Consider the following 26,107-nt stretch of genomic DNA (forward strand, 5'->3'; position numbering starts at 1 on the left):
CCCAAGTGCGCTACGCTTACGCCATTACCGGTGCCCTGCTCCTGAGCGGCGCCGCCGCCGCAATGACACTGGAGCCACCAGCGGGTCAGGTCGCGCAGAACGAACCCGGCGTGATTGCCGCCGCGGCCCCGAAGGCCGGCGCGCCGATGAGCTTCGCCGACATGGTCGCCACGCTCCAGCCGGCGGTGGTCAACATCTCGACCACCCAGCGCGTGACCGTGCAACAGCCGACCAACCCGTTCGCTGGCACGCCGTTCGGCGACCTGTTCGGCCAGTTCAACGGCGGCGACCAGGGCAATGGCCAGCCCATCACGCGCGAGGCGCAATCGCTCGGCTCCGGCTTCATCATCTCGCCTGACGGCTATGTCGTCACCAACAACCACGTGATCGCAGCCGGAACCAAAGGCGCGACGGTCGAATCGATCAAGGTCACGCTGACCGACCGCAAGGAATATACCGCCAAGCTGATCGGTCGCGATCCAGCCTCCGATCTCGCCTTGCTCAAGGTCGAGGCCAAGGGCCTGCCCTTCGTGAAGTTCGGCGATTCGACGCGGGCGCGCGTCGGCGACTGGGTCGTCGCGATCGGCAACCCGTTCGGTCTCGGCTCGACCGTCACTGCCGGGATCGTCTCGGCGCTTCACCGTGTCACCGGCCAGGGCGGTGCCTATGACCGCTTCATCCAGACCGACGCGTCGATCAACCAGGGCAACTCCGGCGGCCCGATGTTCGATCTCGGCGGCAACGTCATCGGCATCAACTCGCAGATCCTGTCGCCGACCGGCGGCAATGTCGGCATCGGTTTCGCCATCCCGGCGGAGGAAGCCAAGCCGATCATCGAAACGCTGATGAAGGGCACCGCGGTCAAGCGCGGCTATCTCGGCGTGGGCATTCAGCCTGTCACCGAAGATATGGCGGCTGCTTTGGGCCTCCCCGTCAACCAGGGCGAGCTCCTTGCCCGGATCGAACCAGGCGAGGCAGCCGAAAAGGCCGGACTGAAGCAGGGCGACGTCGTCGTCCGCGTCGGCGGCAAGGATGTCACGCCCGATCAGACGCTCAGCTACCTCGTCGCCAACACGGCGCCCGGTACCCGCGTGCCGATCGAGATCATCCGCGACGGCAAGCGCCAGTCGCTCACCGCACTGGTCGGCACCCGTCCTTCCGAGGAGACGCTCGCAGCCGGGCTGAACGGCGGTGGCGATGATGACGGCCTGCCCGAGAACGACCCGAAAAGCGGCCAGCAGGCAAGCGCGAGCGCGATCGGCCTGTCGGTGCAGCCGCTGACCCCGGCGATCGCACGCAGCCTCAACCTCGATAATACGGTCCAGGGGCTGGTGATCGTTCAGGTCGACCCGTCGAGCGATTCGGCGACCAAGGGCCTTCAGCGCGGCGATGTGATCCTCTCCGCGAACCGTATCCAGACCCGCACCTCGGCCGATCTCGCCCGCGCGATCACCGAAGCGAAGGCGGCTGGTCGGACGCAGATCGCGCTGCTCGTCCAGCGCGGCAAGACCCCTGGCCGCTTCCTGGCAGTCAAGATCAAGTAACGTCCCACTTCCTCCCCAGGCGCCGCCTGGGGAGGAATTTACCCGTACGCATCTTCCGCCCGTTCCCGTTTCGCGCGATACGCGTTCGACCATCGGGAGACGGTAATGGCAGACGGCACCAGCATCTTCATCGGCAGCAACGCGACCGGGCAGCGCCAGCAGCTCGAGCTGAAACGCGCCAACCGCCACGGCCTGATTGCAGGCGCGACGGGCACCGGCAAGACCGTGACCATCCAGGGCATCATCGACGGCCTGTCGGCGGTCGGCGTCCCCTGCTTCGTCGCCGATGTGAAGGGAGACCTCTCCGGCCTGGCAATGGCCGGCTCCCCAACCTCGAAGATGCATGAGATCTTCGCCGCCCGGGCGAAGGAGATAGGCTATGAGGACTGGTCCTATGCCGACAATCCCGTGCAATTCTGGGACCTGTACGGTGAACAGGGCCATCCGATCCGTACCACGATCAGCGAGATGGGCCCCCTCCTCCTATCCCGCCTGATGGACCTCAACGAGGTGCAGGAAGGCGTGCTGACCATCGCCTTCCATGTCGCCGACAAGGAGGGGCTGCTCCTCCTCGATCTCGATGACCTCCAGGCAATGCTGGTCAATTGCGGCGAGCGGGCCGACGAACTGACGCTGACCTATGGCAACGTCTCGAAGCAGAGCGTCGGCACGATCCAGCGTTCCCTGCTTCAGCTCCGAAGCCAGGGCGGAGAGAAGTTCTTCGGCGAACCGGCGCTCACCATGACCGACTTCATCGGCGTGGACGAGAAGGGGCGTGGCATCGTCAATATCCTCGCCGCCGACAAGCTGATGGCCAGCCCGAAGCTCTATGCCACCTTCCTGCTCTGGCTGATGAGCGAGTTGTTCGAGCATCTTCCCGAGGTCGGCGATCCCGACAAGCCGGTGCTCGCCTTCTTCTTCGACGAAGCGCACCTGCTGTTCGCGGACGCGCCCAAGGCATTGCTCGACAAGATCGAGCAGGTCGTCCGGCTGATCCGCTCCAAGGGCGTCGGCGTCTATTTCATCACCCAGAACCCGATCGACATTCCCGACACCGTCGCAGGCCAGCTCGGCAACCGAGTCCAGCATGCACTGCGCGCCTTCACCCCGCGCGACCAGGCAGCGGTGAAGGCCGCCGCGACGACCTTTCGCGCCAATCCCGGCGTCGATGTGGAAAAGGCGATCACCGAGCTGAAGGTCGGCGAAGCGCTCGTTTCGCTGCTCCTGCCAGACGGCTCCCCCGCACCGGTCGAGCGCACGCTGATCAAGCCCCCGCGCTCGCGCGTCGGACCAGTCACGCCGGTCGAACGTGGCGTGATGATCCAGACCGATCCGATCGGTTCCAAATACGACACGCTGATCGATCGGGAATCCGCCGAGGAGATCCTCGCCAGCAAATCGAAGGAAGCCAGCGCAGCCGCCGCCGAGGCAGCAGCAAAAACCGAGGCAGACAAGGCCGCCGCGCTTCAGGCCAAGGAGGATGCCCGCGCCGCCAAGGAAGCGGAGCGCCAGCGCATCGCCGCCCAGCGCGAGGCTGATCGCCAGGCGAGGCTCGCCGCCCAGCAGCAGAAAGAGGCGGAACGCGCCGCCGCCAACTCGCCCTGGAACCGCGCGATCAATTCCGCCACCCGCTCCGCCTCTTCGGCGGTCGGGCGCACGGTCGCGAACGAAGTGTCGAAGGCAGTGTTCGGATCGTCGCGCGGTGCCGGCTCAGGTATCGTCGGCGGGCTGGTGCGCGGGATTCTCGGCGGGCTGTTCAAAGGCCGGTAACCGCTCGCGGTTACGCACCGTCTCCCATATCAGGAGGCGATGTGCTCCTCGCGTTCAGCGGATTCATGCCGTCGCATGTCGCGACGATGATGCATCCCTACTGGGGGCGATAAGCCGCACACGCTTCGGCGGCCGTTCGACCTGCCATCCCGAAGGACGGCAGGCCGAACGGCCGCCTTGCGGTAAGAGGCGTCAGAAGTTGACCCGGATACCAGCGGAATAGCGGCGACCGAACCGTTCCCACTCGATCGTCTGGTTCGTGCTTGTGGGGCTCGGCGTGCCGGTCGCGGTGAGCAGATTGCCCGGTTCCGAATAGCGGCGCCCCGGCTGGTTGAGCACGTTCGAAACATCGGCGAAGATCTCGAAATTCTTCGTGATCGCATAGCGCGCCGAGATATCCATTTCGTCGTCGGCCGCCCAATAGGTATCGCCGGCGTCAGTCAGGTCGTCGGCGATCCCATCGAGCCAGGCGCTGCGGCGCTGATACTGAACGCGCAGCGACAGGCCGTATTTCTCGTAATAAGCGCCGATATTGTAGATCAGGTCGGACGTGCCGGGCAGCCGCACCTTGCGTGCCGGGACGGCGCCGAGCGCTGGCTTGGTCACTTCGCTGTCGTTGACCGTGAGGTTGGCCGAGACGCCGAAGCCCCCCATCCAGCCGGGCAGCCCGAGATCGCTGGTCCAGGGCTCGATCTGGAGCTGGGCCGCCACTTCGGCACCGAACACGCGTCCGTCGCCGCCGTTGGTGATGCCGGTAAAGACGTAGGACGAACGATCAATCCCGCTGGTGTTCAGCGCGTCCGAGCCGAAGGTACGCGTCTGGCGATACAGCACGTCCTTGACCTTCTTGTAGAACAGGCCGGCCATCAGATAGCCCTGCGGGCGAACATACCATTCGAAATAGGCATCGACACCGTAGGCGCGCTCTGGCTTTACCGCCGGATTGCCGCCCGAAATCGACTGGTTGGTATCGTTGACCACGACGTTCGGACGGAGCTGATCATAATCGGCACGCGCGGCGCCTGAATTGAACGACAGCCGCAGCTTCTTGCTGTCGTCGACGTCGAAATTCACATGCAGGCTTGGGAAGACCAGTGTCTGGCTCGATTCAGCGACCACCGGCCCGGTGGTGGTGCCCACCGTGGCGATGGCTTCGCCGCGGTTCTTCAGATGCTCGACCCGGACGCCGCCGAGAATCGACCCCCAGTCATATTTGACGGTTGCCATCGCGAAGCCGGCATAGACCTGCTCGCGCACCTTGTAGTTATTGGCCGTGTTCGGCGTGAACGCGAAGTTGGTGCGTGCCGCGTTGGAAATCGCGCGCATCTTGTCCGTGTCGAAGTAACGGAAGGTATAGCCAAGCGGAATCTTGCCGGCGAAGGGATCGTTCAGCGAGAACTGGTTATAGTCGTTGGGCAGGCCGATCGTGGCGAACTGTGCCGCGGTGTTGAGCAGGATCTGATTCTCCCTGGCCGTCTTCGTGCGCTGATCGAACTGGAAACCGGCCTTGAACGTCGCGTCGCCACCAAGGAACGCCGCCTGCTTCGAGAGGACCAGCTTGCCGGTATAGGCATTGGTCGTATCGACGGCGTCAAGCACGGTGAAGGACGAAGGCGGCTTGGTGAAGCTGTCGATCGCGGTCACCGGCGTGCCGGCCTGGTAGCGGGTCGGGCCGCTTAGCTGCGTGGTGGTGAAGAGCGACAGGCGTGAGAAATTCGGGTCGCTGAAATCATAGCTGACCGTAGGCCGTAGCGTGCGGGTGTTCGGGCTGTCCCAGGCCACTTCGCCGACGACCGAGCGATCGTCCTTCGACTGGGTGTAATTGCCGACCCAGGCCAGATGCCAGCTGTCGCCGAAATCGTGATCGCCGGCGAGCGTGTTGGTGAAGATCGACTGGCGGAAGGCACGCAAGGTCGAGCGCTGGCGGATATCGATGCCGTAGATCGTGCCCTTTTGCGGCGTGTTGCCGATGCAAATGTCAGCATAGCCGCTCGTCGTCGGGGTGCTGTTCAGCGTCGTCGGACACGCCGCGCTGTTGGGGACGAGGTCACCCTGGCGATCGTCCAGATCGAAACGATAATTGTCGCGCGCCTCGTCGTCGGTGAAGATCGTGTAGATCGACCGGAGCGAGATGGTGTTGTTGGAATCGGGCTTGTAGTCGACCCGGCCTGAGACCGACCAGTTGCGGCGGGTCAGGCGATACAGCTTGTTCTCGGCCTCATGCGCCCAGAAGCGCGTCGCGTTGCCGGGCCGCGTATCCTGCGCGACACGCTCGTAATCGGTCTCGAAATTGTCGGTGATCATCGCACGCTGGTAGAAGCTGCCCGAGAGCAGCACGCCGAGCTCGCCGCCGCCCAGGTTGAAGCGGTCGGAGACGACGGCTGAGCCTTCATATTGCTTGCGATTGCCGAGCTCGGCGATGCCGAACCCCGCCTTGCCCGCGAAATGCGCGCCCTGATAGTCGAACGCCGAGCGAGTGACGATGTTGACGTTGCCCGCCACCGTCTCGCCGGGCATTTCCGGGGTCACCGCCTTCGAAACGACGATCTGCGACGCGATCGCCGAGGGGATTGAATCGAAGCGCGCATCGCGGCCCTCGGGGCTGACGATGTTGATCCCGTCGAACGACAGCGTGGTCCAGTAGTTGGGCGCCCCGCGCAGCGAGATGTAGCGCGCCTGGCCCTGGTCGCGCTCGACGGCGACGCCGGGCAGGCGCCCGGCCGCCTGGGCGATGTTCTGGTCGGGCAGGCGACCGACGCTGTCGGCCGCGGCGACCGTGACGAGCGACAATGAGTTCTTCTGCACCGCGAGCGCGGATGCTTCCGATTCCGCGATCGGGCGGGAACCGCTGACGACGATGTCGCTCGCGCTCTCGGCCGATTCCTGTGCCTGCGCCTCACCATGCGCCTCCTGTGCCGTCGCGACATCGATCGGCATCAGAAGCGCGACGACAGCGCAGCCCCCTAGAAACGTCCCCTTGCGAACCATGATAGACCCCCTTCGTGATGATTGACCGTTTATGCGGCGCGTGCGAACGGCGCCTCGAAACCGCCGGTAGGAGCCAAACATGACTTGGAAGTACGAAACTCGTTACATTTCAATGACATTAATGTTGCTATTTGGTGGCACCGCCTGCGCCCAGACTGTTCCTCAGCCGGCTCCATCAACCCTTCCGGTGGTCAGCGTTCAGGCATCCGGAGAGACCGAAGCGGTCGCCACCGCCAATGCCGATGCGGCTGACGACCCCGCGATCTGGCGCAACGCGGCAAACCCGGCGGCGAGCCTGATCGTCGGCACCGACAAGAAGGCCGGCCTCTATGTCTATAGCCTCGACGGCAAGGTCCGTGACTTCAACAACGCGGGCGCGGTCAACAATGTCGATCTCGCCGAACATGGCGGCCGGATCGTCGTCGCGGCGAGCGACCGGAGCGATCGCGCCAATGCGCAGGTCGCGCTGTTCGCGCTCGACGGCACGGCGGGCAAGCTCACCGCGCTCGGCAAGGTGCCGGCAGGCGTCGGCGAGGCATATGGCCTCTGCCTCTATCGCACCCCCGGCGCGCTCTACGCCTTCATGGTCGCCAAGGACGGCACGATCCGCCAGCTCGCGCTCGACCTGGCGGGCAAGGCGCCCCAGGCAAAGATCGTCCGCACGATGAAGCTCGGCACCCAGTCCGAAGGCTGCGCGGTCGATCCCGATACCGGCCGGCTCTATGTCGCCGAGGAAGATGTCGGCCTGTGGCGCTTCGACGCCCGCCCCGACGGTCCGGTCGAACCGGTGAAGATCGCCGCGGCCGACGGCCAGCAGATCGTCGCCGATGCCGAGGGTGTCGCCATCGCGAAGGAAGGCAGTGCCGGCTATCTCGTCGTCTCGAGCCAGGGAGACAATGCCTATGCCGTCTATCGACTCGCCGACGACAGCTATGTCGGTCGTTTCCGTATCGCCCCCGGCACGTTCGGCGCGACCGAGGAGACTGACGGCATCGAGATCGCGACCGGAGATTTCGGCCCGGCCTTCCCCGATGGCATCATGATCGCGCAAGACGGCATGAACGCACCGCGCGCGCAGAATTTCAAACTGGTCCGCTGGGGCGAGATCAAGCGCGCACTGGGCTTGTAAGCGACAGCAGCGCAGGCGTAGGCTCGCCCTTCGGCAACGCAGCAAAGGACTCGAACGATGGACGCCACTCTCGATCTTCACCAGGATTGGGGCGCCGCCGCCGAGGCCGAGCTCGCCGACGTGGTCGAGCTGCGCCGCGCGATCCATGCCGACCCCGAGATCGGGCTCCAGTGCCCGCGCACGACGGAGAAGATCAAGGCCGCGCTGGCAGGGCTGCCGCTCGACTATCGCGAGGGAACCTCGACCACCGGCTTCGTCGCCATCCTGCGCGGCGGCCGCGACAATGGCCGCACCGTGCTGTTGCGCGGCGACATGGATGCGTTGCCGATGCAGGAAGAGACCGGCCTGCCCTTCGCTTCCCGGGTACCGGGCGCGATGCACGCCTGTGGCCATGATGCCCACACCGCCATGCTGGTCGGTGCCGCCCGCGCGCTCTGCGCCCGGCGCGACCGGCTGTCCGGGTCGGTCGTCTTCATGTTCCAGCCGGGCGAGGAGGGCCATCACGGCGCGCGCTTCATGATCGAGGACGGCCTGCTCGACGAACCGCGTCCTGAGGCGGCGTTCGCGCTGCACATCATGCCCAATGCCCCGGCTGGCGTCATGTGGAGCCGGCCCGGCGCCCTGCTCGCCTCGACCGACGCGCTCAACATCACGGTGCACGGGCGCGGCGGCCATGCGGCGATGCCGCATGACGGGATCGATCCGATTCCGGTCGCCTGCGAGATCGTCACCGCGCTGAGCGCCTTCGTCGCGCGCCAGATTCCGGTCACCGATCCGGCGGTTCTGTCGATCACCCAGATCAACGCTGGATCGGCCTACAACATCGTCCCGGACGAGGTGAAGCTGAAGGGCACGCTGCGCACCCTGTCCAACACGGTCCGCGCCAAGGCGCGCGAGGGTCTGACCCGCATCGCCGAGCATATCGCGATCGCCCATGGCTGCACCGCCGAAGTGGTGATCGACGACGGCTATCCGGTGACGATGAACGATCCCCGCGCGCTATCCCTGATGCGCGGCGTGGCGGAGGATCTGGGCGGCGAGGCGGCATGGCGGACCATGCCCTCCCCGATCATGGGCGGGGAGGATTTCTCCTATGTCTTGCGTGAGATTCCCGGCGCGATGGCCTTTATCGGTGTCGCGCCGAAGGGCAGCGATCCTGCCACCAACCCGCCGCTCCACAATACGCGCATGACGATCGAGGAAGAAGTGATGGCGCGCGGCGTGGCGATCCATTGCGCCGTGGCGGAACGGTTCCTCGACAACGGTCTTGACTGAAGGGCCTTCCGGCGGATGACGTCAGGCCGGCGTGGCGACCCGCCGGCCCGCGAATCCGGTCGCGACGATCAGGACTGAGGCCGCTACGGCAAACCCGCCCGAGATGAGGAAGGCTGGCAGATAGCTGCCGGTCTGCTCACGGATCACGCCGGCACCGAAGGCGGCGGTCGCGGCGCCGATCTGGTGCCCGACCAGGATCCAGCCGAACACGATCGGCGCGTCGCGCTCCCCGAACGACATGTTGGTCAGCTTCACCGTCGGCGGCACGGTCGCGATCCAGTCGAGCCCGTAGAAGATCGCGAAGATCGTCAGGCTCACAGCGCCGAAATCGATGAACGGCAGCGCGAGCAGCGAGAGGCCGCGAAGGCCGTAATAAACGCAAAGCAGCTTTCGCGGATCGTAACGGTCGGTCAGCCAGCCCGACGCAGTCGTGCCGAACAGGTCGAACAGGCCCATCATCGACAACAGCCCCGCCGCCGCGACCGGGGCGATGCCGTGATCGCCGCAAAAGGCGATCATATGCGTGCCGACCAGCCCGTTGGTGGTCAGCCCGCATACGAAGAAAGTGCCGAACAACAGCCAGAAGATCGGCGTCCGCGCCGCGCGGAACAGCGCGTCGAACGCGAGCATCGGGGTCGCTGCCTGCTTCATCGGCGCCGGCGGCGCGCTCTCCTCGGTCTCGCCGAAGCGCCGCGTGCCGACATCCTCCGGTCGCTCGGGCACGAAGAGCAGGACGAACGGGACCAGCGCCGCGCTGGCGATGGCCACCGCGATCGCTACCGGCTGCCACGCGCCAGTGCGCGAAAGCCAGGCGAGTAGCGGCAGGAAGATCAGCGCGCCGGTCGCGGTGCTCGCGCTCAGCATGCCCATCACCAGTCCCTGCCGCGTCGCGAACCAGCGATTGACCACGGCGGCGCCCAGCACCGAGGCAACCGCCCCGCTCCCGACGCCGGACAGCACGCCCCAGGTGAGGACATAATGCCAGGGCTCGGTCATCCACAGGCTCGCCAGGGTGGATGCCGACATGATCGCCAAACCGGCCAGCATCGTCCGCTTGATGCCGAACGACATCATCAGCGCCGCAGCGAACGGCCCGACCAGCCCGTACAGGAAGATGCCGACGGCCGCCGAGAAGGAGATGGTCGCCCTGTCCCACCCGAAATGCATTTCCAGCGGGACCATCATCACGCCGGGCGCCGACCGCAACCCGGCGGAGATCAGCAGCGCGAAGAAGGTCACGCCGACGACGATATAGGGGAAGGATCGGCCGGACAGGCGGACTGGACGCATCTTCGTTCCTTGCAAATCAGTCATGACCGGCGACGTCGACGACGTCGCGCAGCAGCGTTTCGAGCCTCGTCCAGTCGTCCGCGCCGAGCCGGCCGATCAATCGTTCCTGTGCCGCGCGCCATGGAAGAGTCGCCCTCTCCATCGCCTCGCGTCCCGTGACGGTCAGCGACGCGATTCGCGCGCGACCTCGCCCCGCCTGCACGATCTCGATCCAGCCTTGCCGCTCGAGCGGCGCCAGCGCCCGGTAGAGCGAGGTCCGGTCCATCACCAGCGTCTCGGCCAGCCGGCTGAGCGACACGTCCCCGCATCGCGCGGTGTGTCGCAACACCGAGAATTGGGCGATCGTCATGCCCGTGCCGGTCAACGCCTCGTCATAGACCCGCGACACGGCCCGCGCGGCCTTGCGCAACGACGTGCAGGCACAAGGAGAATCGGAAAGAGCGGGAAGGGCCACGGCGATGATGTATATGCATCATGAAAATCGGTCAATGCTGGCAAACGGCGCGAACGAGCGGCCCGGCGGCCTGTCCACCCTTCATCAACTGTGGCATTGTCTCTCGACTAGCCGGGGGACTGCCACATGACCGATCGACCAGCCGTCGCCCTGTGGCTCTATATCCGCAGCCTCGTGGCTGTGCTTGTGGGCTTCGCCCTCATCGTGATGCTTCATACCGGCACCGACGAGGTCATGCATTCAACGGGGGTCATTCCGCGCGGTGCGATGTGGAATCCGTGGCACAATCTCCTCGCCCTCGCCTATCGCTGCCTCTTCTCGGTCGCCGGCGGCTTCGTCACCGCGTGGCTCGCCCCACGCGCGCGGATGCGGCATGTGGTCATCCTGGCGATGATCGGTACGCTGGGCGGGATCGCCGGGGTGCTGCTGAGCTGGAACCTGAATCTCGGCCCGCGATGGTATCCGATCGCGCTGGCAATCACGGCGTTCCCGGCGGTGTGGCTTGGCGGCCGGCTGTACGAAAAGCGGTACGGGCCGCGCTGAGGACTCCGCCTCCGGACTGGTCTCGGTAGAAACCACTGTCCCAGACCCGCCCTGTTATGCCAGATGACCCGATGCAAGCATCAACGACTCCAGCCGCGCACCCGCTCGCCGAGCTTACCATTCGCGGCATCATCCTGGGCGGGCTCATCACCGTCCTGTTCACCGCCGCCAATGTCTATCTCGGCCTCAAGGTCGGGCTGACCTTCGCCACCTCGATCCCCGCCGCCGTCATCTCCATGGCGATCCTGCGCTTCTTCAAGGATGCCAACATCCTTGAGAACAATATCGTCCAGACGATCGCGAGCGCCGCGGGCACGCTGGCCGCGATCATCTTCGTCCTGCCCGGCCTGATCCTGGTCGGCTGGTGGACCGGCTTCCCCTATTGGACGACGGTGGCGGTCTGCGCGGTGGGCGGCATATTGGGCGTGATGTTCTCGGTGCCGCTGCGCCGCGCGCTCGTGACGGGATCCGACCTGCCCTATCCCGAAGGCGTCGCCGCGGCCGAGGTGCTCAAGGTCGGCGCGGCCGCCGATGGCGACGAGGAGAATGCCAAGGGCTTGCGCGTCATCATCCTCAGTTCAGTGGCGTCGGCCGGGTTCGCCCTGCTTGCCGCGATGAAGCTCGTCGCAGGCGAAGCAGCAAAGAACTTCCGGATCGGCGGCAGCGCGACCGGAGTCTCGACCAGCTTTTCGATGGCGTTGATCGGCGTCGGCCATCTCGTCGGTCTCTCGGTCGGCGCGGCGATGCTTTTCGGGATGCTCATCTCCTGGGTCGGGCTGATGCCGTACCTCACCCACGGCATAACGGGAGAGGTCGATGCCGTCGTAGGCACCGCATTCCGTCTCAAGGCGCGCTTCATCGGCGCCGGCACGATCGGCGTCGCGGCGATCTGGACTCTGCTCAAGATTCTCGGCCCGATCATCGGCGGCATCCGCTCGGCCATGGCCGCATCGCGCGCGCGCCAGGATGGCTCTATCCTGGAACTGACCGAGCGCGACCTGCCGATCGGCATCGTCGGCCTGTCGATCCTCGCGACCCTGCCGCCCATGGCCTGGCTGCTGTGGAGCTTCTCCGCGGGCGGCCCGGTCCACGATCATGCCTTTGCGGTGATCGCCGGCACTATCCTCTATATCCTGGTCATCGGCATCGTGATCGCCGCGGTGTGCGGCTATATGGCCGGGCTGATCGGCGCGTCGAACAGCCCCGTCTCGGGCGTCGGCATCCTTGCCGTGCTCGGCGCCTCGTTGCTGCTCGTCGCGATCTATGGCCACAGCACTGATCTCGCGCGCACCAACGCGCTGATCGCCTATGCCCTGTTCACCACCGCGATCGTCTTCTCCGTCGCGACCATCTCCAACGACAATCTCCAGGACCTGAAGACCGGCCAGCTCGTCGGCGCGACGCCATGGAAACAGCAGTTCGCACTGGTGCTGGGCGTGATCTTCGGCTCGCTGGTCATTCCCTTGGTGCTCGACCTGCTCAACACCGCCTTCACTTTCCAGGGCGCGCCCAATGCCAAGGACACCGCCCTCGCGGCGCCCCAGGCCGCGCTGATCTCGTCGCTTGCCAAGGGCGTGCTGGGCGGCGACCTCGACTGGCGGCTGATCGGCGTCGGTGCCGGGATCGGCGTGCTGGTGATCGCCCTCGACGAGGCGCTCGGCCGCGCCGGCAAGATGCGCCTTCCGCCGCTGGGCATCGGCATGGGCATCTATCTTCCGATGGCGCTGACCCTGCTGATCCCGGTCGGCGCGGTCATTGGTCATTTCTACGACAAATGGGCAAGGCGCAGCGCCAACCCAGCCTTTGCCGAGCGCATGGGCGTGCTGGCGGCGACGGGCCTGATCGTCGGCGAGAGCCTGTTCGGCGTGGCGTTCGCGGGGATCGTCGGCGCGTCGGGCAAGGATGCGCCGCTCGCGCTGGTCGGTGCGGGCTTCGAAACGATCGCGACTGTCGCGGCACCCGTGGCGTTCGCCGGGCTGATCTGGCTACTCTACAGCCGGACCAGGTCGATGGCGCGCTGATCTCTACTCCCCTCCCCTTCGGGGGAGGGGTTTTCGCCTGCTACATCGCGGCGAGCAGCGCCTTGATCTCGATGAACGCGAACGCCACCGAGCTGTCAGCCACGCCATAGGGCACGAACAGCTTGTCGCCGTGCCGGATCGCGCCGCAGCTATAGACCACATTGGGCACATAGCCCTCGCGATCCTCATGCGCCGCCGCCAGGATTGGTTCCCGCGTGCGGCCAAGCACTTTCGACGGATCGTCCTTGTCGAGCAGGACTGCGCCGATCGAATATTTCCGCATCGCGCCGACGCCGTGAGTCAGCATCAGCCACCCTTCGTCCAGCTCGATCGGCGGACCGCAATTGCCGATCTGCACCAGTTCCCACGGATAGTGCGGCGTCAACAGCTTCTCACCCTCTTCCCAATGGGTGAGGGTATCGGACTTGAGCAGGAACAGGTTCTCGCCGTCCTGCCGTCCCATCATCATATATTGCCCGCCGATCTTGCGGGGGAACAGGGCCATGCCCTTGTTGCGCGAGGCGGGGCCAGTCATCGGCACCAGATCGAACGCGCGGAAATCGCGGGTCCGCAGCAGCTCTGACTGGATCGCCGAGCCATTATAGGCGGTATAGGTGCCGAGCCATTCAGCCGAGCCGTCGTCATGCGTGAACTTGACGAGGCGAAGGTCCTCGAGCCCCTTTGACTGCGCGGCGGTGATCGGGAAGATCACGGTGCCCGACAGAGTCGAATCCCGGTGGCGATAGACGGTGATCTCGCCCTCGGGCAGTTCCTTCTCATCCTGCCCGACCGCATCGGTCGCGGTGGCGAAGGGAGGCTCAGGCGCCAGTTTCAGCTCGTTCCGGCTGGTGATGATTCCCTCGCGGAACGCCACCGAGGAGATATGCCCCTCGCCCACCGCGCGCAGCGACATCAGGATACGCAGCGATCCTTCGGGCATGCCGGTCTGGTCGAAATGCGGCACCGCGCTTGGGTTCATCAGCGCGGCGGCGGCATAGCTGTATTCGTGGCAGAAATAGGCGCCGATCAACTGGCGCTTCTCGTCGCCGATCTCGCTGCCGTCGAGCCCGAGCATCTCCTCGATCTCGTCATAGCGGGTCATGAACACGCGCCGCGTCTGCCAGTGGCGCGCCTCGAAATCCTTGAGCACCAGCTCGAGCTCGGCCCGCGTCGCCGCGGTATCGAGCTCCATGACTTCCTTCACCAGCCGCTCGGTACGGCTGCCGCCATTGCCGGCCCATGCCAGATGGAAGGGGCGCACCACCACACGAGAGGGATCGGCATGCAGCCGAAGCGCGTGGTGGAACAGTTCGATCACGTGAGGGCCTCGCACCAATGACGTCATGGCGACGTCCCGAGCGAGGCTACGCGACGGCGCGATCCGGTCCTGCCATGCTTTCGGCCCGCTTTGAAAGCCCCGAAATGGCGCAAGACGCCAATTGAAGCGCCAGAATCGACTCGGCGCCCTGATTGCGGTTCAGGCCGGTCGGCATCAGCCCGTCGAAACAGCCGCCATCCTGCGCGGTGGCAAGCGGCAGATCGAGATCGTTCTGGCCGAGATACCAGCGATAGGCCCGCTGCGCTTCCTCGACCCAGCGCGCATCGCCGGTCGCCCTGAACGCGGCGGAGCAGGCGTCAATCGTCGCCTGTGCCTCAAGCGGCTGCTGGTCGAACGGCAACGGCTCTTCATAAGCGCGGCCGAAGCTCTCCGTACCGATCGCGCGGAACCGGCCTTCCGGCGAGGTCTGCTGCGCCACGATCCAGCCGAGCGTCGACAGGCCGCATTTCAGCAGGTCGTCACGACCCAACATCATGCCTGCGCGAATCAGCGCCTCGGGCAACCGCGCATTGTCATAGGCGAGCACGATCTCGAACCATTCCCATTCGGGCCGCCGCGCTTCCTCGACCAGCGCGAGCAGGTCGTTGGAGAAACGTTCGAGGATGTTGCGCGCCAGTTCATGCCCCGGATGCGCACCGAGCATCGCCGCCGCGCCTAGCATGGCGAACGCTTGCGCGCGCGGGCTGCCCAGGTCGAAGGCAAGCGACGCCGTCTCGTCGAACAGGCGCACCGCCCAGTCGCGATGCTTGGCGAGGGTGGAGCGGCGCGCCGTGACGCCAAGCGCCCAGATCGTGCGGCCGTTCGAATCCTCGGAACCATATTCCTCGCACCAGGTGCGATCGAAGTTCATGAAGTTGCGGAAACGGCGCTTGTCCGGGTTCCACGCATATTGGACGAACGACGCATAGACCGTCATCCACTTGTCGCGCACGCCCTCGTCCAGCGTGTCGATCGCGGTCATCAGCATCAGCGCGCGGACATTGTCGTCGATGCAATAGCCATGGCGGCGATCCGGCACCGAATAGATTGAATGCTGGAGCATGCCGGTCGAATCGCTCATCCGCTCGACCGCGGCGATATCGGGCTGAAGCGGCGTCAAGCGTACCTTCGTCGCGATCCGGCGCGGCTTGGTCGCCACCATCTCGACGATCTCGCGCATCGCCAGTTCGGCAAGGCGCGGCCAGATCATCGTCCGGCCGCGCGCATAAGCGCGCTCGGACAATTTGATCCGGTTGCGGTCGCTGCCCAACAGGGCATTGATCTCGCGCGCGAACGCGGCGCTGTCGCCGAAATCGACCAGCACGCCGTGCCCGTCCGCCAGTATTTCGGTCGCATGGACATAGGGCGTGGAAACGACCGCCTTGCCGACGCCGACCGCATAGGACAGCGTGCCGGAGGTGATCTGCGCCGGGTTGTTGTACGGCGTCACATAGATGTCCGCCGCCTGCAGATAGTCGATCAGCTCGTTATGCTCGAGGAACGCGTCGATAAACTCGACATGCGCCGCGACACCGTGATGCTCCGCCAATGCCTTCAGCCGGTCGCGATACGCTTCGCCCTCGTGCGCGACGAGGTTCGGGTGAGTCGCTCCGAGTACTGCATACAGCACGTCGGGGTGCTCTGCCGCGATCGCCGGCAACGCATCGATCATCGTCTCGATGCCCTTGTTGGGCGCGAGCAGGCCGAAGGTCAGCAGCGTCTTGCGGCCCTGCCAGCCGAACTGCGCCTTCAGCGTTTCGGGATCGACAAGCGCCCGATCCGGCACGCCGTGCGGGATCATCACGATCGACTTCGGGCTCGCGCCATACACCCGGTCGAGAATTTCCAGGCCGCGCTCCGCCATCACCACCACTTTGGCCGCGCGACGAAGCAGGCCTTCCATCACTCGGCGCTCGTCCGCGCTCGGCTTTTCGAGGATGGTGTGGAGCGTGACGATGACCGGGATCGACACCCGGTCGAGCAGGGCGAGAATATGTTCGCCCGCCGGCCCGCCGTAAATGCCATATTCGTGCTGGAGCCAGAGCGCCTGCGCCCCGCTGCGTTCGATCGCGCGCGCGGCATCGATATAGGCGAGGCGGTCCTGTTCCGGGATGCTCGCGGTCACTTCGGGCGGGTAATCGTAACGGCCGGGGTGATCGTCCATCGCATAGACGTCGATCTTCAGATCAGGGAATCGGCCCTTCAACGCGGTGAACGTGTCGGTAGTATATGTTGCAAGGCCGCATTTCCGGGGCAGGAAATTACCGATCAATGCCAGGTGATCGATCGGGGTCACTGCCTTTTCCGAAAGAACCATCGATTGAAACCTCTTGTGAACCGAGGCTGGGAGCCCCGAATTTGCCTCCCACGAACGGCCAAGTTTCAATATGGTTGCAGTAATGCTGCGGCGCAACAAGAGATTCGCGCTGATCTAGGTCAAGATTAAGCCGAAATGAACGGCTCACCCCCTGCCACGATAGCCTGGAACGTCCTGCGAGGGCAGCCAGAGACCCTCCGGCGGCGGGCCGGACTGCCAGAAGACATCGATCGGGATACCGCCGCGCGGATACCAATAGCCGCCGATTCGCAGCCACACCGGGTTCATCTCGGCGGTCAGCCGTTCCCCGATCCCGACGGTGCAGTCCTCGTGGAATGCCTGGTGGTTCCGGAAGCTGCCGAGGAACAGTTTCAGCGACTTGGATTCCACGATCGTCCCGCCCGGTGCATAGTCGATCACCAGATGCGCGAAATCGGGCTGCGCCGTCACGGGACAGAGCGAGGTGAATTCGGGCGCGGTGAAACGCACCAGATAGGGTCTGCCGGGGCGCGGATTGGGCACATAGTCAAGCACCGCCTCTTCGGGAGAAGAGGGCAATGCGCTGGCCTGGCCGAGATGTTTGATCGTCATGGCGCGTATTTAGGATGCGATGCGGCAAATTGAAACGCGGCACCATGTCGCGCATCAATCGTTCCGCGATCGTCTCGACGCCGCCATCGCCGGTGGCTAGGGAAAAGAGCGACAAACAAGGAGCATGCACATGGACTCGCTGGTAACGACCGAATGGCTCGCAGGGGAGCTTGGCGCGAACGATCTGCGCATCGTCGATGCGACCTATGTGCTGGCCGGCGACAAGCGCGATCCGGCCGCTGAATATGAGGCGGCGCACATCCCGGGCGCGGTGTTCATGGACCTGGCCGAACTGGCCGACACCAATACCACCCTGCCGTCGATGCTGCCCTCGCCCGAGAAATTCGCGAGCCGCATGCAATCGCTTGGCCTTGGCGACGGCAGCCGCATCGTGCTCTACGACAACTCGCCCTATCATACCGCGGCGCGCGCCTGGTGGATGCTGCGCACCTTCGGCGCGCATGACGTCGCCATCCTCGACGGCGGCTTCGCCAAATGGCAGGCCGAAGGTCGCGAGACGAAGAGCGGCAAGGAAACGCTGCGCCACCGCCACTTCACCGTGTGGGCCGACGACAAGGGCGTGCGCACGCTCGACCAGATGAAGTCGAACATCGACAGCGGCGCGGAGCAGGTGCTCGACGCCCGTTCCGCCGCGCGCTTCACCGGCGAGGAGCCCGATCCCCGTCCTGCGACCCATGCCGGCCACATCCCCGGGTCGAAGAACCTGCCCCAGGGCAGACTGTTCAACGCCGACGGCACCTGGAAGCAAGGCGAAGCGCTGAAGGCCGAGTTCGAGGCAGCGGGCGTCGATCTCGCCAAGCCGCTCGTCACCACCTGCGGATCGGGCATCACCGCTGCGGTATTGTCGTTCGGCGCGCATCTCCTCGGCAACGAGGCGGCGTTGTATGACGGAAGCTGGTCGGAATGGGGTGCCGATCGCTCGACGCCAAAGGCGACGGGGGCCGCGTGAGCGACAAGGAGCCCAAGGGCGACGCTACCCGCGTCGTCTCCGCGGGCCGACGGGCCGAATGGACTCAGGGGATCGTCAACCCGCCGGTGTGGCGGGCCTCGACGATCCTCTACGATTCGGTCGCCGAACTGCGCGCGGCCGGTGGGCGCGACACGCATCACCGGCTGTTCTACGGCCGGCGCGGCACGCCGACTCAATGGTCGCTGGCCGACGCGCTGACCGAGCTCGAGCCGGGGGCGGAGGCAACGTTCCTCTACCCTTCCGGCGTCGCGGCGATCGCGGCGGCTCTGCTGTCGGTGCTGTCGCCGGGCGACGAACTGCTGCTGCCCGACACCGCCTATGATCCCACCCGCTCGATGGGGACCGGGCTGCTCAAGCGGATGGGCATCGCCACGCGCTTCTACGATCCGCTGATCGGCGCCGGCATCGCCGACCTGATCGGCGATGCCACGCGCGCCATCTTCATGGAAAGTCCGGGCAGCCTGACCTTCGAGGTGCAGGATGTCCCGGCAATCGTCGCCGCCGCCAAGGCGCGCGGGATCGTCACCCTGCTCGACAATACCTGGGCAACGCCCCTGTTCTTCCCCGCGATCGAGCGCGGTGTCGACCTGACCATCCTTGCCTGCACCAAATATATCGTCGGCCATTCGGACGTGATGCTCGGATCGGTCACCGCCGCACCGGGTCATTTCGCCCGGCTGCGCGACACGAGCTTCCAGCTCGGCCAGTTCGCCAGCCCTGACGATTGCTGGCTCGGCTCGCGCGGCCTGCGAACGCTGGCGATCCGCCTCGCCCAGCACCAGTCGAGCGCGCTGACGATCGCCAGGTGGCTGAAGGACCAGCCCGAGGTTTCGGCCGTGTTCCACCCCGCCTTGCCGGACTGCCCCGGCCACGAGACTTTCCTGCGTGATTTCAAGGGATCGTCCGGCTTGTTCTCTTTCACCCTGAAGGACGCGACCGAAGAAGCGCGCGCTGCGCTGATCGACGGACTCGAACATTTCGGCATCGGCTATAGCTGGGGCGGCTTCGAGAGCCTGGCGCTGCCGGTCGATCCCGCGCGCTATCGCACCGCCACGAAACGGCATGACGACGGGCTGCTGGTGCGATTGCAGATCGGCATCGAGGACCCGGACGATTTGATCCGCGATCTCGCAGCGGGACTCGAACGCTTCAGGGCAACGCTCGCGTGAAGCCGGTCGCCGCCTGGCTGCAAGCACAGGGGCTGGCGACCATTTCGCAAACCATGCTGGTCGAGGCGGCCATCGCCGGCGGGTTGGTACTTCTAGCGCTCGCATGCGGCGTAGTCGCGGGCCGGTTCCTCGGCCCCGCCGCCGAACGCGAATGGAAACAGCGCCTCGGCACTCATGCCGAAGGCGTCGGGGGCAGGCTGCATCGTATCATCCGGCACGGTACCGCCGTCCTGCTGCTCGCCATCCTCCTCAACGCCGTGCCCTGGCCGCCGCTGGCCGGGATACCGATCGGCCTGGCGCTCGGGGCGGCGGTCGGGCTCACCAGCGTCTCGCTCCTCCGCGGGCTCGGCATTCCGCGCTGGATGGCATGGACGGTCGCCGCGATCCTGTTCGTCGCCATCTTCAGCCATGCGGTGGGCGGGCTTGAGCCGATCACCGATACGCTGGACCGCATCGGCTTCGACATCGGCAAGCGCCGCTTCTCGCTGCTCGCGCTGATCATCATCCTGGTCACGGCGACCGCGCTGTTCGCCGCGGCACGCCTGGTCAATCGCGCGACGGGCCACTGGATTGCCGGCGCGCGCGGGATGGACGCCACGCAGAAGCTGCTGGCGCAGAAGCTTTCCGCCATCGCGGTCGTCACCCTCGCCTTCTTCGTCGGGATCGACCTGCTCGATATCGATCTCACCGCCTTCGCCGTCTTCTCCGGCGCGTTCGGCCTGGCGGTCGGCTTCGGCCTGCAGAAGACGATCGGCAACCTGATTGCCGGGATCATCCTGCTGATGGACCGGTCGATCAAGCCGGGCGACGTGATCGTCGTCGGGGAAAGCTTCGGCTGGGTGAACCGGATCGGCATCCGCGCCGTCTCCGTGCTGACCCGCGACGGCAAGGAGCATCTGATCCCCAACGAGAACCTCATGACCAACGAGGTCGAGAACTGGTCCTATACCGATCGCAACGTGCGGGTGCGGATTCCGGTGACGATTGGCTATGGTTGCGACCTGAAGCTCGCCCAGGAGCTGATGCTGCGCGCCGCGACCGAGAGCCCGCGCGTGCTCAACAGCCCCAGGTCGAACGTCTGGCTGACCGCTTTCGGCGGAAGCGGCGTCGAACATGAGATTCTCGCCTGGATCAGCGATCCGGAAAGCGGGGTCGGCAATGTCCGGTCGGACGTACTCAACCGGCTCTGGTGGCTGTTCAAGGAGCATGGGATCCAGATCCCCTATCCTCAGCGCCAGATCCATATCAGCCGCGACGAGCCCCCCGCACCTCCGTTGCCCTGAAGCCAGCCACTGTTGCGCAGGTGCAACATGCTCCGCAAACCAGCGGGCGTGCCAGAGAATTATGTTGTGCACTGCAGCGCGCTTCGGCAATCTTTCCTTACCGAACGGAAACATTGGCACGGGGTCGTTGCACGGCCCATCACAGATGCCTTGTCCGTCGGCACGCAGGCTGGGGCCCGGTTTACATATTGAAAGGGACACCCATGCGCTTTTCCATGATCAGCCTCAGCGCGCTGACGCTCGTCTCCGCCACGCCGGCCTTTGCGGACGAAACCGCGCCGCCGCCGCCGATCACCATCAACGGCAGCGCCACCGTCGTGACCGACTACCGCTTCCGCGGCATCTCGCAGACGGACAAGAACATCGCCGTTCAGGGCGGCATCACGGTCAGTCATGAATCGGGCTTCTATGTCTCCGCATGGGGTTCCTCGGTCAGCGGCTATGTGACCGCAGCGGGCAACGCCGCGCAGGAGCTCGATCTGATCGCCGGCTTCAAGAAGACCTGGAACGGCACAACCTTCGACATCGGCGCGCTCTATTACGTCTATCCGAAGACGAAACTGGCCGGCAGCGTCGTTTCGTCCGACTTCATCGAGCCCTATGTCTCGGTCGCGCACACTTTCGGCCCGGTCACGGCCAAGGCAACGGCGAACTATGCGCCGAAGCAGAAGGCCCTGTCGCTCGACCAGATCGGCCCGAAGCAGGACAATCTCTATCTCGCCGGCGATCTGTCGGCCGCGATCCCCGGCACGCCGATCGGCCTGACCGGCCATCTCGGCCACACCTTCGGTCCGAGCTGGCTGTCGATCGGCAAGGAATATACCGACTGGGGCCTCGGCGCGACGCTGACCTACAAGGCGCTGACCTTCGGCGTGCAATATGTCGATACCGACGGTGACTTCATCACCCCGACCGGCAAGAACGCCAGCAAGGCCGGCGTGGTCGGCTCGATCGGCGTCAGCTTCTGACCATAGCCGTTCGTGTCGAGTAGCGACCGGGCAGCCGTATCGAGGGCGCGTATCGACGCACAGGTGACGTGCGAGATGCCTGTCCCTCGATACGCCATCTCGACAGGCTCGATGGCGCTCGGGACGAACGGTGATGGCTCTGGTTCTGTGCTGATGCTCCAAGCGATCGTGACGCCGTACATTGGGTGTCGAACGGGGTGCCCGGGTGCAGCCAGCAGCAGCACGAACGACAACGGGATGACGGCGAAGAGCGTCGGGAGGGCAAGGATAGGACCTGTCCGCAAGAGCCCGCCCGGTTTTCCCCACTACACCCTCGGCCTGCCCCGGAACCCGATTGTTCCAGAAGCGGATACCTTGGAAGCCCTGCGCTTCGAAGTGCCTGATTCCTGCCTCATCCGCCAAGGCAGTTGAATCATGCTGGCCGCTATCGACTTCAACGATCAGCGCACGGCATCCGTCGCGTTGCGCGCAGTTCGCGGGCCCGAAGCGCCGGTCTGCTTCAGGCGTGTCCAACAAGCCTCTCGCCCCCTCCCGCTTCCGGGAGGGGAGAATAGCAGGTCAGGGATTCGGCGTGGCGGTGCGGGCGTCCTGGCCGTCGCCTTCGGGGGCGGCGACGATGTCGCGCGTGGTCGAGCCCTTGTCGACCACGGCGGTGCCGGGGTCGCCGACGGCCGAGCGGATACCCGGATCGGCGCTCTCGGAACCGGCGGCGTCGATCGTCGCGCTCTCCGAGGCGCTGCGTGCCGACTTGCCGCCGAACAGCGCGTCGAGCGCCTGGGCGTTCGGGCTCACGTCATTGGCGCGCGCGGCGCCGGGCTGGGGCGGGCGCAGCGAGAAATCGGGCGGGATCACCAGCGGCGCCTGACGCGCGACGGCGAACTCGTCGGGGCGGGCACGGTCCATGCCGCTATGGCCGCAACCGGCGAGCAGGACGGCCAGGCCGAGCCCGGTTGCGATCGACACCAACTTACGCATTCATATTCTCCACTGGATCTCGCCCTGCCCGTGGCTTGTCGCGCACCAGGAGCGCCCGCACAAGCAGGATGAGCACCCCTATCGTAATCGCCGCGTCGGCGACATTGAAGACCAAAAAAGGCCGCCACGCCCCGATGTGGAAATCGGCGAAGTCCACGACATAGCCGTAGCGCACCCGATCCAGGATATTGCCGATGGCGCCGCCGAGCACGAAGCCGAGCGCGACCTGGTCCTGCCGGTTCGGCTCGCGCAGCATCCACACCAGCACGCCGACCGCGATCGCCGCGGTCAGCGCGACCAGGCCCCAGCGCATCGCCTCGGTATCAGCATGAAGCAGGCCGAGCGACACGCCGCGATTGGCGACGAAGCGCAGGGTGAAGAACGACGTGATCTCCCGCCCCAGGCTGGATTCGTTCAGGCCAAGCACGTCGGTAATGCCATATTTGGTCGCCTGGTCGACGACGAACAGGGCAGCGCCGGTGGCAAGGCCGAGGACGGGAAGCTTCTTCATTCCGAGACGACCTTTGCGCAACGATCGTCCAGCGCGCCATCCTCCGCGACGTCGGGCAGATGGCGCCAGCAACGGCCGCATTTGTGGAACGCGGTACGGGTGACCGACACGCTGTCGCCGGTCGTCACCTTCGCCACGATGAACAGTTCGGCCAGCGCCTCGTTCGACAGGGGCGATTTCGGCACGGTCACCTCCGCCTCGAGGCTGGACCGCACGATCTTGTCACGGCGCAACGGCTCGATCGCCTCGGTCACCTGCGCACGCAGCGTCCGTACATCGGCCCAGACGGTCGCGACCGCGTCGTCACCCGGCAGCGCGGGCAACACGGGCCATTCGAGGAAATGGACCGAGCCCGCGTCATCGGGGAAGCGCGCCTGCCACACTTCTTCCGCCGTGAAACAGATGATCGGCGCGGCATAGCGGACCAGCGCGTGGAACAGGATGTCGAGCACGGTGCGATAGGCGCGGCGCCTGGCGTCGTCCGGCGCGTCGCAATAAAGGCTGTCCTTGCGGATATCGAAGAAGAAGGCCGACAGGTCTTCCTGCGCGAAATCCGTGAGCAGCCGCAGATAGCGATTGAACTCGAAATTCTCCGCCGCCGCCTTCAGCTCTACATCGAGCCGCCCGAGCAGGTGAAGCACGTACAGCTCCAGCTCGGGCATGTGCCGCGTATCGACCTTCTCCGCGTCGCTGAACCCGTCGAGCGCACCGAGCAGGTAGCGGAAGGTGTTGCGCAGCTTGCGATAGGCATCGGACGCCGTGCCGAGCACTTCCTTGCCGATCTTCACATCGTCGAAATAGTCGGTCGAGGCAGCCCACATGCGCAGGATGTCGGCACCGGATTCGTCGATGATCTTGAGCGGATCGACGACGTTCTTGAGACTCTTCGACATCTTCTTGCCCTGCCCGTCCAGGGCGAAGCCATGAGTCAGCACGGCATCATAGGGCGCACGGCCGCGCGTGCCGGCGCTTTCGAGCAGCGACGACTGGAACCAGCCGCGATGCTGGTCGGACCCTTCGAGATAGAGATTGGCGCGAACGCCCTCGCCATAGCGCTGCTCGATCACGAACGCATGGGTCGATCCCGAATCGAACCACACGTCGAGGATGTCGGTGATGACCTCATAATCCCCGGCGCGGTATTTCTCGCCGAGCAAAGCCTGATGGTCGGCCGAGAACCACGCGTCAGCCCCGCCCGCCTTGAACGCCGCGACGATGCGGGCATTGACCGCCGGATCGTTGAGATAGTCACCGGTCGCACGGCTGACATAGAGCGCGATCGGCACGCCCCAGGCGCGCTGGCGGCTGATCACCCAGTCGGGGCGCTGCTCGACCATCGAGCGGATGCGGTTCTGGCTGCGCGCCGGGATCCAGCGGGTCCGCTCGATCGCGTCGAGCGCGATCTCACGCAAGGTCGGCGCATTGCCGACACCGTGACCGAGCATCGGCGCGAAACCGACATCGGCACCAAGGTCGACCGGCTCGGCCACGGCGAGGTCCTGCTTGATCTCGTCCATCGGGATGAACCATTGCGGCGTCGCGCGGAAGATCACCTTCGCCTTCGACCGCCAGCTATGCGGATAGCTGTGCGCGAAATCGTCCGACGCGGCGAGCAAGGCGCCCGCCTCGCGCAGGTCCGTGCAGATCGGCCCGTCCGACGCGACGAACTTCTTGTTGATGACGCTGCCCTGCCCGCCCAGCCACAGCCAGTCGGGCCGGTACATGCCCGCGCCATCGACCGCGAAGACCGGATCGATGCCGTGCGCCTTGCACAGCAGGAAATCGTCCTCGCCATGGTCCGGGGCCATATGGACCAGGCCTGTACCGGCGTCGGTGGTGACGAAGTCGCCAGGCAGGAACGGACGCGGTTTGGCGAAGAAACCGCCGAGCTTGTGCATCGGGTGTCGGGCTACGGCGCCTTCCAGCTTCGCGCCTTTGAAAATCGTTTCCGGGCCCCACTCGAAGTCGAAGTCGACGCGAGGCGAGTCAAATGCGCTGAGGTCGACAGACTTCAACACCGCATCGACTCGCTTCTTGAATGAATCGACTAGCTCGGCAGCAATAACCAGTGGCTTGGAAAACCAGCCCTTGAACTGCGGGAGGTGAAGCAGATGCTCCCAGACGGCCTCCGTCCCGCCCATAAACATCGGCTCGACGAGAGCGTACTCGATCTCAGGCCCATAGCTCAGCGCCTGGTTCACCGGGATCGTCCACGGCGTGGTCGTCCAGATCACCGCATGAGCACCGACCAGCTGAGGCGCGTTCGGTGCTTCGGTGATCTCGAACGCGACGTCGATCTGGGTCGACACCACATCTTCATATTCCACCTCGGCCTCGGCCAGCGCGGTCTTCTCCACGGGCGACCACATCACCGGCTTCGCGCCGCGATAGAGCTGGCCGCTCTCGGCGAACTTGAGCAGCTCGTTGACGATCGCCGCCTCGGCGTCGAACTTCATGGTGAGGTACGGGTCCTCCCAGTCGCCCATCACCCCGAGCCGCTCGAACTGGACGCGCTGCACCGCGACCCATTTTTCGGCATAGGCGCGGCATTCGGCGCGGAACTGGGCGACCGGCACCTGATCCTTGTCGAGCTTCTTGGCGCGATAGGCTTCCTCGACCTTCCATTCGATCGGCAGGCCATGGCAATCCCAGCCGGGCACATAGGGCGCGTCCTTGCCGAGCAGGGACTGGCTGCGGACGATGATGTCCTTCAGCACCTTGTTCATCGCATGGCCCATATGGATGTCGCCATTGGCGTAGGGCGGGCCGTCATGCAGGATGAAGCGCTCGCGTCCCTTGCGCTGCTCGCGGAGGCGATCGTACAGGCCGAGCTTCGCCCAGCGCTCCAGAATGGCGGGCTCCTTCTGGGCGAGGCCTGCCTTCATGGGGAAATCGGTCTTCGGGAGGAAGACGGTGTCGCGATAGTCGCGCTGCGTGTCGGATGCTTCGGTCATGAGTCAGCGGGCTTTA

Annotated in this window: 19 protein-coding genes; 10 read left to right on the forward strand and 9 right to left on the reverse strand. The window is 65.5% G+C overall.

Features of this window, described 5'->3' with window-relative positions:
* Positions 1-5 precede the first annotated feature (5 nt).
* Together P0Y59_12760 and P0Y59_12765 are read left to right on the forward strand one after the other, a co-directional pair.
* Entirely contained in the window at positions 6-1,544 is a 1,539-nt protein-coding gene (locus P0Y59_12760) for a Do family serine endopeptidase (protein WEJ97838.1), read from the forward strand.
* Between the two features lie 105 nt (positions 1,545-1,649).
* Entirely contained in the window at positions 1,650-3,314 is a 1,665-nt protein-coding gene (locus P0Y59_12765; GenBank protein WEJ97839.1) for a DUF853 family protein, read from the forward strand.
* Between the two features lie 192 nt (positions 3,315-3,506).
* Here the strand turns inward: P0Y59_12765 and P0Y59_12770 are convergent, their stop codons facing one another.
* Positions 3,507-6,302, reverse strand: a complete 2,796-nt coding sequence (locus P0Y59_12770) for a TonB-dependent receptor (protein ID WEJ97840.1) — start codon at positions 6,300-6,302, stop codon at positions 3,507-3,509.
* A 112-nt stretch (positions 6,303-6,414) separates the two neighbouring features.
* On the opposite strand from P0Y59_12770, the gene P0Y59_12775 reads away from it, so the two are divergent.
* Positions 6,415-7,431 carry a phytase gene (locus tag P0Y59_12775; protein WEJ97841.1) on the forward strand — a complete coding sequence of 339 codons (1,017 nt, stop codon included), beginning with the start codon at positions 6,415-6,417 and terminating at the stop codon, positions 7,429-7,431.
* Between the two features lie 57 nt (positions 7,432-7,488).
* The gene (locus P0Y59_12780; GenBank protein ID WEJ97842.1) at positions 7,489-8,706 is read left to right on the forward strand and encodes a M20 family metallopeptidase; all 1,218 of its coding nucleotides are present in this window, start codon (positions 7,489-7,491) and stop codon (positions 8,704-8,706) included.
* Between the two features lie 21 nt (positions 8,707-8,727).
* Here the strand turns inward: P0Y59_12780 and P0Y59_12785 are convergent, their stop codons facing one another.
* Positions 8,728-9,996, reverse strand: a complete 1,269-nt coding sequence (locus tag P0Y59_12785) for an MFS transporter (GenBank protein WEJ97843.1) — start codon at positions 9,994-9,996, stop codon at positions 8,728-8,730.
* A 16-nt stretch (positions 9,997-10,012) separates the two neighbouring features.
* Complete coding sequence (locus P0Y59_12790; protein WEJ97844.1) at positions 10,013-10,450, reverse strand: MarR family winged helix-turn-helix transcriptional regulator; 438 nt, start codon at positions 10,448-10,450, stop codon at positions 10,013-10,015.
* Positions 10,451-10,576: 126 nt separating this feature from the next.
* Between P0Y59_12790 and P0Y59_12795 the strand changes: the two genes are divergently transcribed.
* Both P0Y59_12795 and P0Y59_12800 read left to right on the forward strand, forming a co-directional pair.
* Positions 10,577-10,993: a hypothetical protein gene (locus P0Y59_12795; protein ID WEJ97845.1), complete on the forward strand. Its 417-nt coding sequence runs from the start codon at positions 10,577-10,579 to the stop codon at positions 10,991-10,993.
* 71 nt (positions 10,994-11,064) lie between these two features.
* Positions 11,065-13,014, forward strand: a complete 1,950-nt coding sequence (locus tag P0Y59_12800) for an oligopeptide transporter, OPT family (protein WEJ97846.1) — start codon at positions 11,065-11,067, stop codon at positions 13,012-13,014.
* A 40-nt stretch (positions 13,015-13,054) separates the two neighbouring features.
* Here the strand turns inward: P0Y59_12800 and P0Y59_12805 are convergent, their stop codons facing one another.
* From P0Y59_12805 to queF, 3 genes are all read right to left on the reverse strand, one after another.
* Positions 13,055-14,332 (reverse strand): glycoside hydrolase family 130 protein, encoded by a 1,278-nt coding sequence (locus tag P0Y59_12805; GenBank protein WEJ97847.1) that lies wholly within the window; start codon positions 14,330-14,332, stop codon positions 13,055-13,057.
* A 46-nt stretch (positions 14,333-14,378) separates the two neighbouring features.
* Positions 14,379-16,649 (reverse strand): glycosyltransferase family 4 protein, encoded by a 2,271-nt coding sequence (locus P0Y59_12810; GenBank protein ID WEJ97848.1) that lies wholly within the window; start codon positions 16,647-16,649, stop codon positions 14,379-14,381.
* Between the two features lie 144 nt (positions 16,650-16,793).
* Complete coding sequence (gene queF / locus P0Y59_12815) at positions 16,794-17,240, reverse strand: preQ(1) synthase (GenBank protein WEJ97849.1); 447 nt, start codon at positions 17,238-17,240, stop codon at positions 16,794-16,796.
* A gap of 130 nt (positions 17,241-17,370) precedes the next feature.
* Here queF and sseA point away from each other — a divergent pair, with 130 nt between their 5' ends.
* The 4 genes from sseA (at position 17,371) to P0Y59_12835 (ending at position 21,651) form a co-directional block, all read left to right on the forward strand.
* Positions 17,371-18,210 carry a 3-mercaptopyruvate sulfurtransferase gene (gene sseA / locus P0Y59_12820; GenBank protein ID WEJ97850.1) on the forward strand — a complete coding sequence of 280 codons (840 nt, stop codon included), beginning with the start codon at positions 17,371-17,373 and terminating at the stop codon, positions 18,208-18,210.
* Complete coding sequence (gene metC / locus P0Y59_12825; GenBank protein ID WEJ97851.1) at positions 18,165-19,400, forward strand: cystathionine beta-lyase; 1,236 nt, start codon at positions 18,165-18,167, stop codon at positions 19,398-19,400. Before sseA ends, metC begins: the two co-directional genes overlap by 46 nt.
* On the forward strand, positions 19,397-20,683 hold the full coding sequence (locus P0Y59_12830; protein ID WEJ97852.1) for a mechanosensitive ion channel: 1,287 nt from the start codon (positions 19,397-19,399) through the stop codon (positions 20,681-20,683). Before metC ends, P0Y59_12830 begins: the two co-directional genes overlap by 4 nt.
* 203 nt (positions 20,684-20,886) lie before the next feature.
* Positions 20,887-21,651 carry a TorF family putative porin gene (locus P0Y59_12835; protein WEJ97853.1) on the forward strand — a complete coding sequence of 255 codons (765 nt, stop codon included), beginning with the start codon at positions 20,887-20,889 and terminating at the stop codon, positions 21,649-21,651.
* A 558-nt stretch (positions 21,652-22,209) separates the two neighbouring features.
* On the opposite strand, the gene P0Y59_12840 is transcribed toward P0Y59_12835, so the two are convergent.
* Genes P0Y59_12840 through P0Y59_12850 form a run of 3 tightly spaced genes read right to left on the reverse strand, consistent with a single transcriptional unit; the run spans position 22,210 to position 26,091 of the window.
* Positions 22,210-22,626 (reverse strand): DUF3035 domain-containing protein, encoded by a 417-nt coding sequence (locus tag P0Y59_12840; GenBank protein WEJ97854.1) that lies wholly within the window; start codon positions 22,624-22,626, stop codon positions 22,210-22,212.
* Positions 22,619-23,137, reverse strand: coding sequence for a signal peptidase II (gene lspA, locus P0Y59_12845; protein ID WEJ97855.1), 519 nt, complete (start codon positions 23,135-23,137; stop codon positions 22,619-22,621). Before lspA ends, P0Y59_12840 begins: the two co-directional genes overlap by 8 nt.
* Positions 23,134-26,091, reverse strand: coding sequence for an isoleucine--tRNA ligase (locus tag P0Y59_12850; GenBank protein ID WEJ97856.1), 2,958 nt, complete (start codon positions 26,089-26,091; stop codon positions 23,134-23,136). The genes lspA and P0Y59_12850 overlap by 4 nt, the downstream gene beginning before the upstream one ends.
* Between the last annotated feature and the right edge of the window lie 16 nt (positions 26,092-26,107).

The sequence above is a fragment of the Candidatus Sphingomonas phytovorans genome (genome assembly GCA_029202385.1).
Lineage (GTDB): Bacteria > Pseudomonadota > Alphaproteobacteria > Sphingomonadales > Sphingomonadaceae > Sphingomonas > Sphingomonas phytovorans.

What these genes read in the sequence shown, in the direction of transcription:
- P0Y59_12765 (WEJ97839.1), top strand. Translation starts at nt 1,650, where the DNA reads ATGGCAGACGGCACCAGCATCTTCATCGGCAGCAACGCGACCGGGCAG.
- P0Y59_12770 (WEJ97840.1), bottom strand. Translation starts at nt 6,302, where the DNA reads ATGGTTCGCAAGGGGACGTTTCTAGGGGGCTGCGCTGTCGTCGCGCTT.
- P0Y59_12775 (WEJ97841.1), top strand. Translation starts at nt 6,415, where the DNA reads ATGACATTAATGTTGCTATTTGGTGGCACCGCCTGCGCCCAGACTGTT.
- P0Y59_12780 (WEJ97842.1), top strand. Translation starts at nt 7,489, where the DNA reads ATGGACGCCACTCTCGATCTTCACCAGGATTGGGGCGCCGCCGCCGAG.
- P0Y59_12785 (WEJ97843.1), bottom strand. Translation starts at nt 9,996, where the DNA reads ATGCGTCCAGTCCGCCTGTCCGGCCGATCCTTCCCCTATATCGTCGTC.
- P0Y59_12795 (WEJ97845.1), top strand. Translation starts at nt 10,577, where the DNA reads ATGACCGATCGACCAGCCGTCGCCCTGTGGCTCTATATCCGCAGCCTC.
- P0Y59_12800 (WEJ97846.1), top strand. Translation starts at nt 11,065, where the DNA reads ATGCAAGCATCAACGACTCCAGCCGCGCACCCGCTCGCCGAGCTTACC.
- P0Y59_12810 (WEJ97848.1), bottom strand. Translation starts at nt 16,649, where the DNA reads ATGGTTCTTTCGGAAAAGGCAGTGACCCCGATCGATCACCTGGCATTG.
- queF (WEJ97849.1), bottom strand. Translation starts at nt 17,240, where the DNA reads ATGACGATCAAACATCTCGGCCAGGCCAGCGCATTGCCCTCTTCTCCC.
- sseA (WEJ97850.1), top strand. Translation starts at nt 17,371, where the DNA reads ATGGACTCGCTGGTAACGACCGAATGGCTCGCAGGGGAGCTTGGCGCG.
- metC (WEJ97851.1), top strand. Translation starts at nt 18,165, where the DNA reads ATGGGGTGCCGATCGCTCGACGCCAAAGGCGACGGGGGCCGCGTGAGC.
- P0Y59_12835 (WEJ97853.1), top strand. Translation starts at nt 20,887, where the DNA reads ATGCGCTTTTCCATGATCAGCCTCAGCGCGCTGACGCTCGTCTCCGCC.
- P0Y59_12840 (WEJ97854.1), bottom strand. Translation starts at nt 22,626, where the DNA reads ATGCGTAAGTTGGTGTCGATCGCAACCGGGCTCGGCCTGGCCGTCCTG.
- lspA (WEJ97855.1), bottom strand. Translation starts at nt 23,137, where the DNA reads ATGAAGAAGCTTCCCGTCCTCGGCCTTGCCACCGGCGCTGCCCTGTTC.
- P0Y59_12850 (WEJ97856.1), bottom strand. Translation starts at nt 26,091, where the DNA reads ATGACCGAAGCATCCGACACGCAGCGCGACTATCGCGACACCGTCTTC.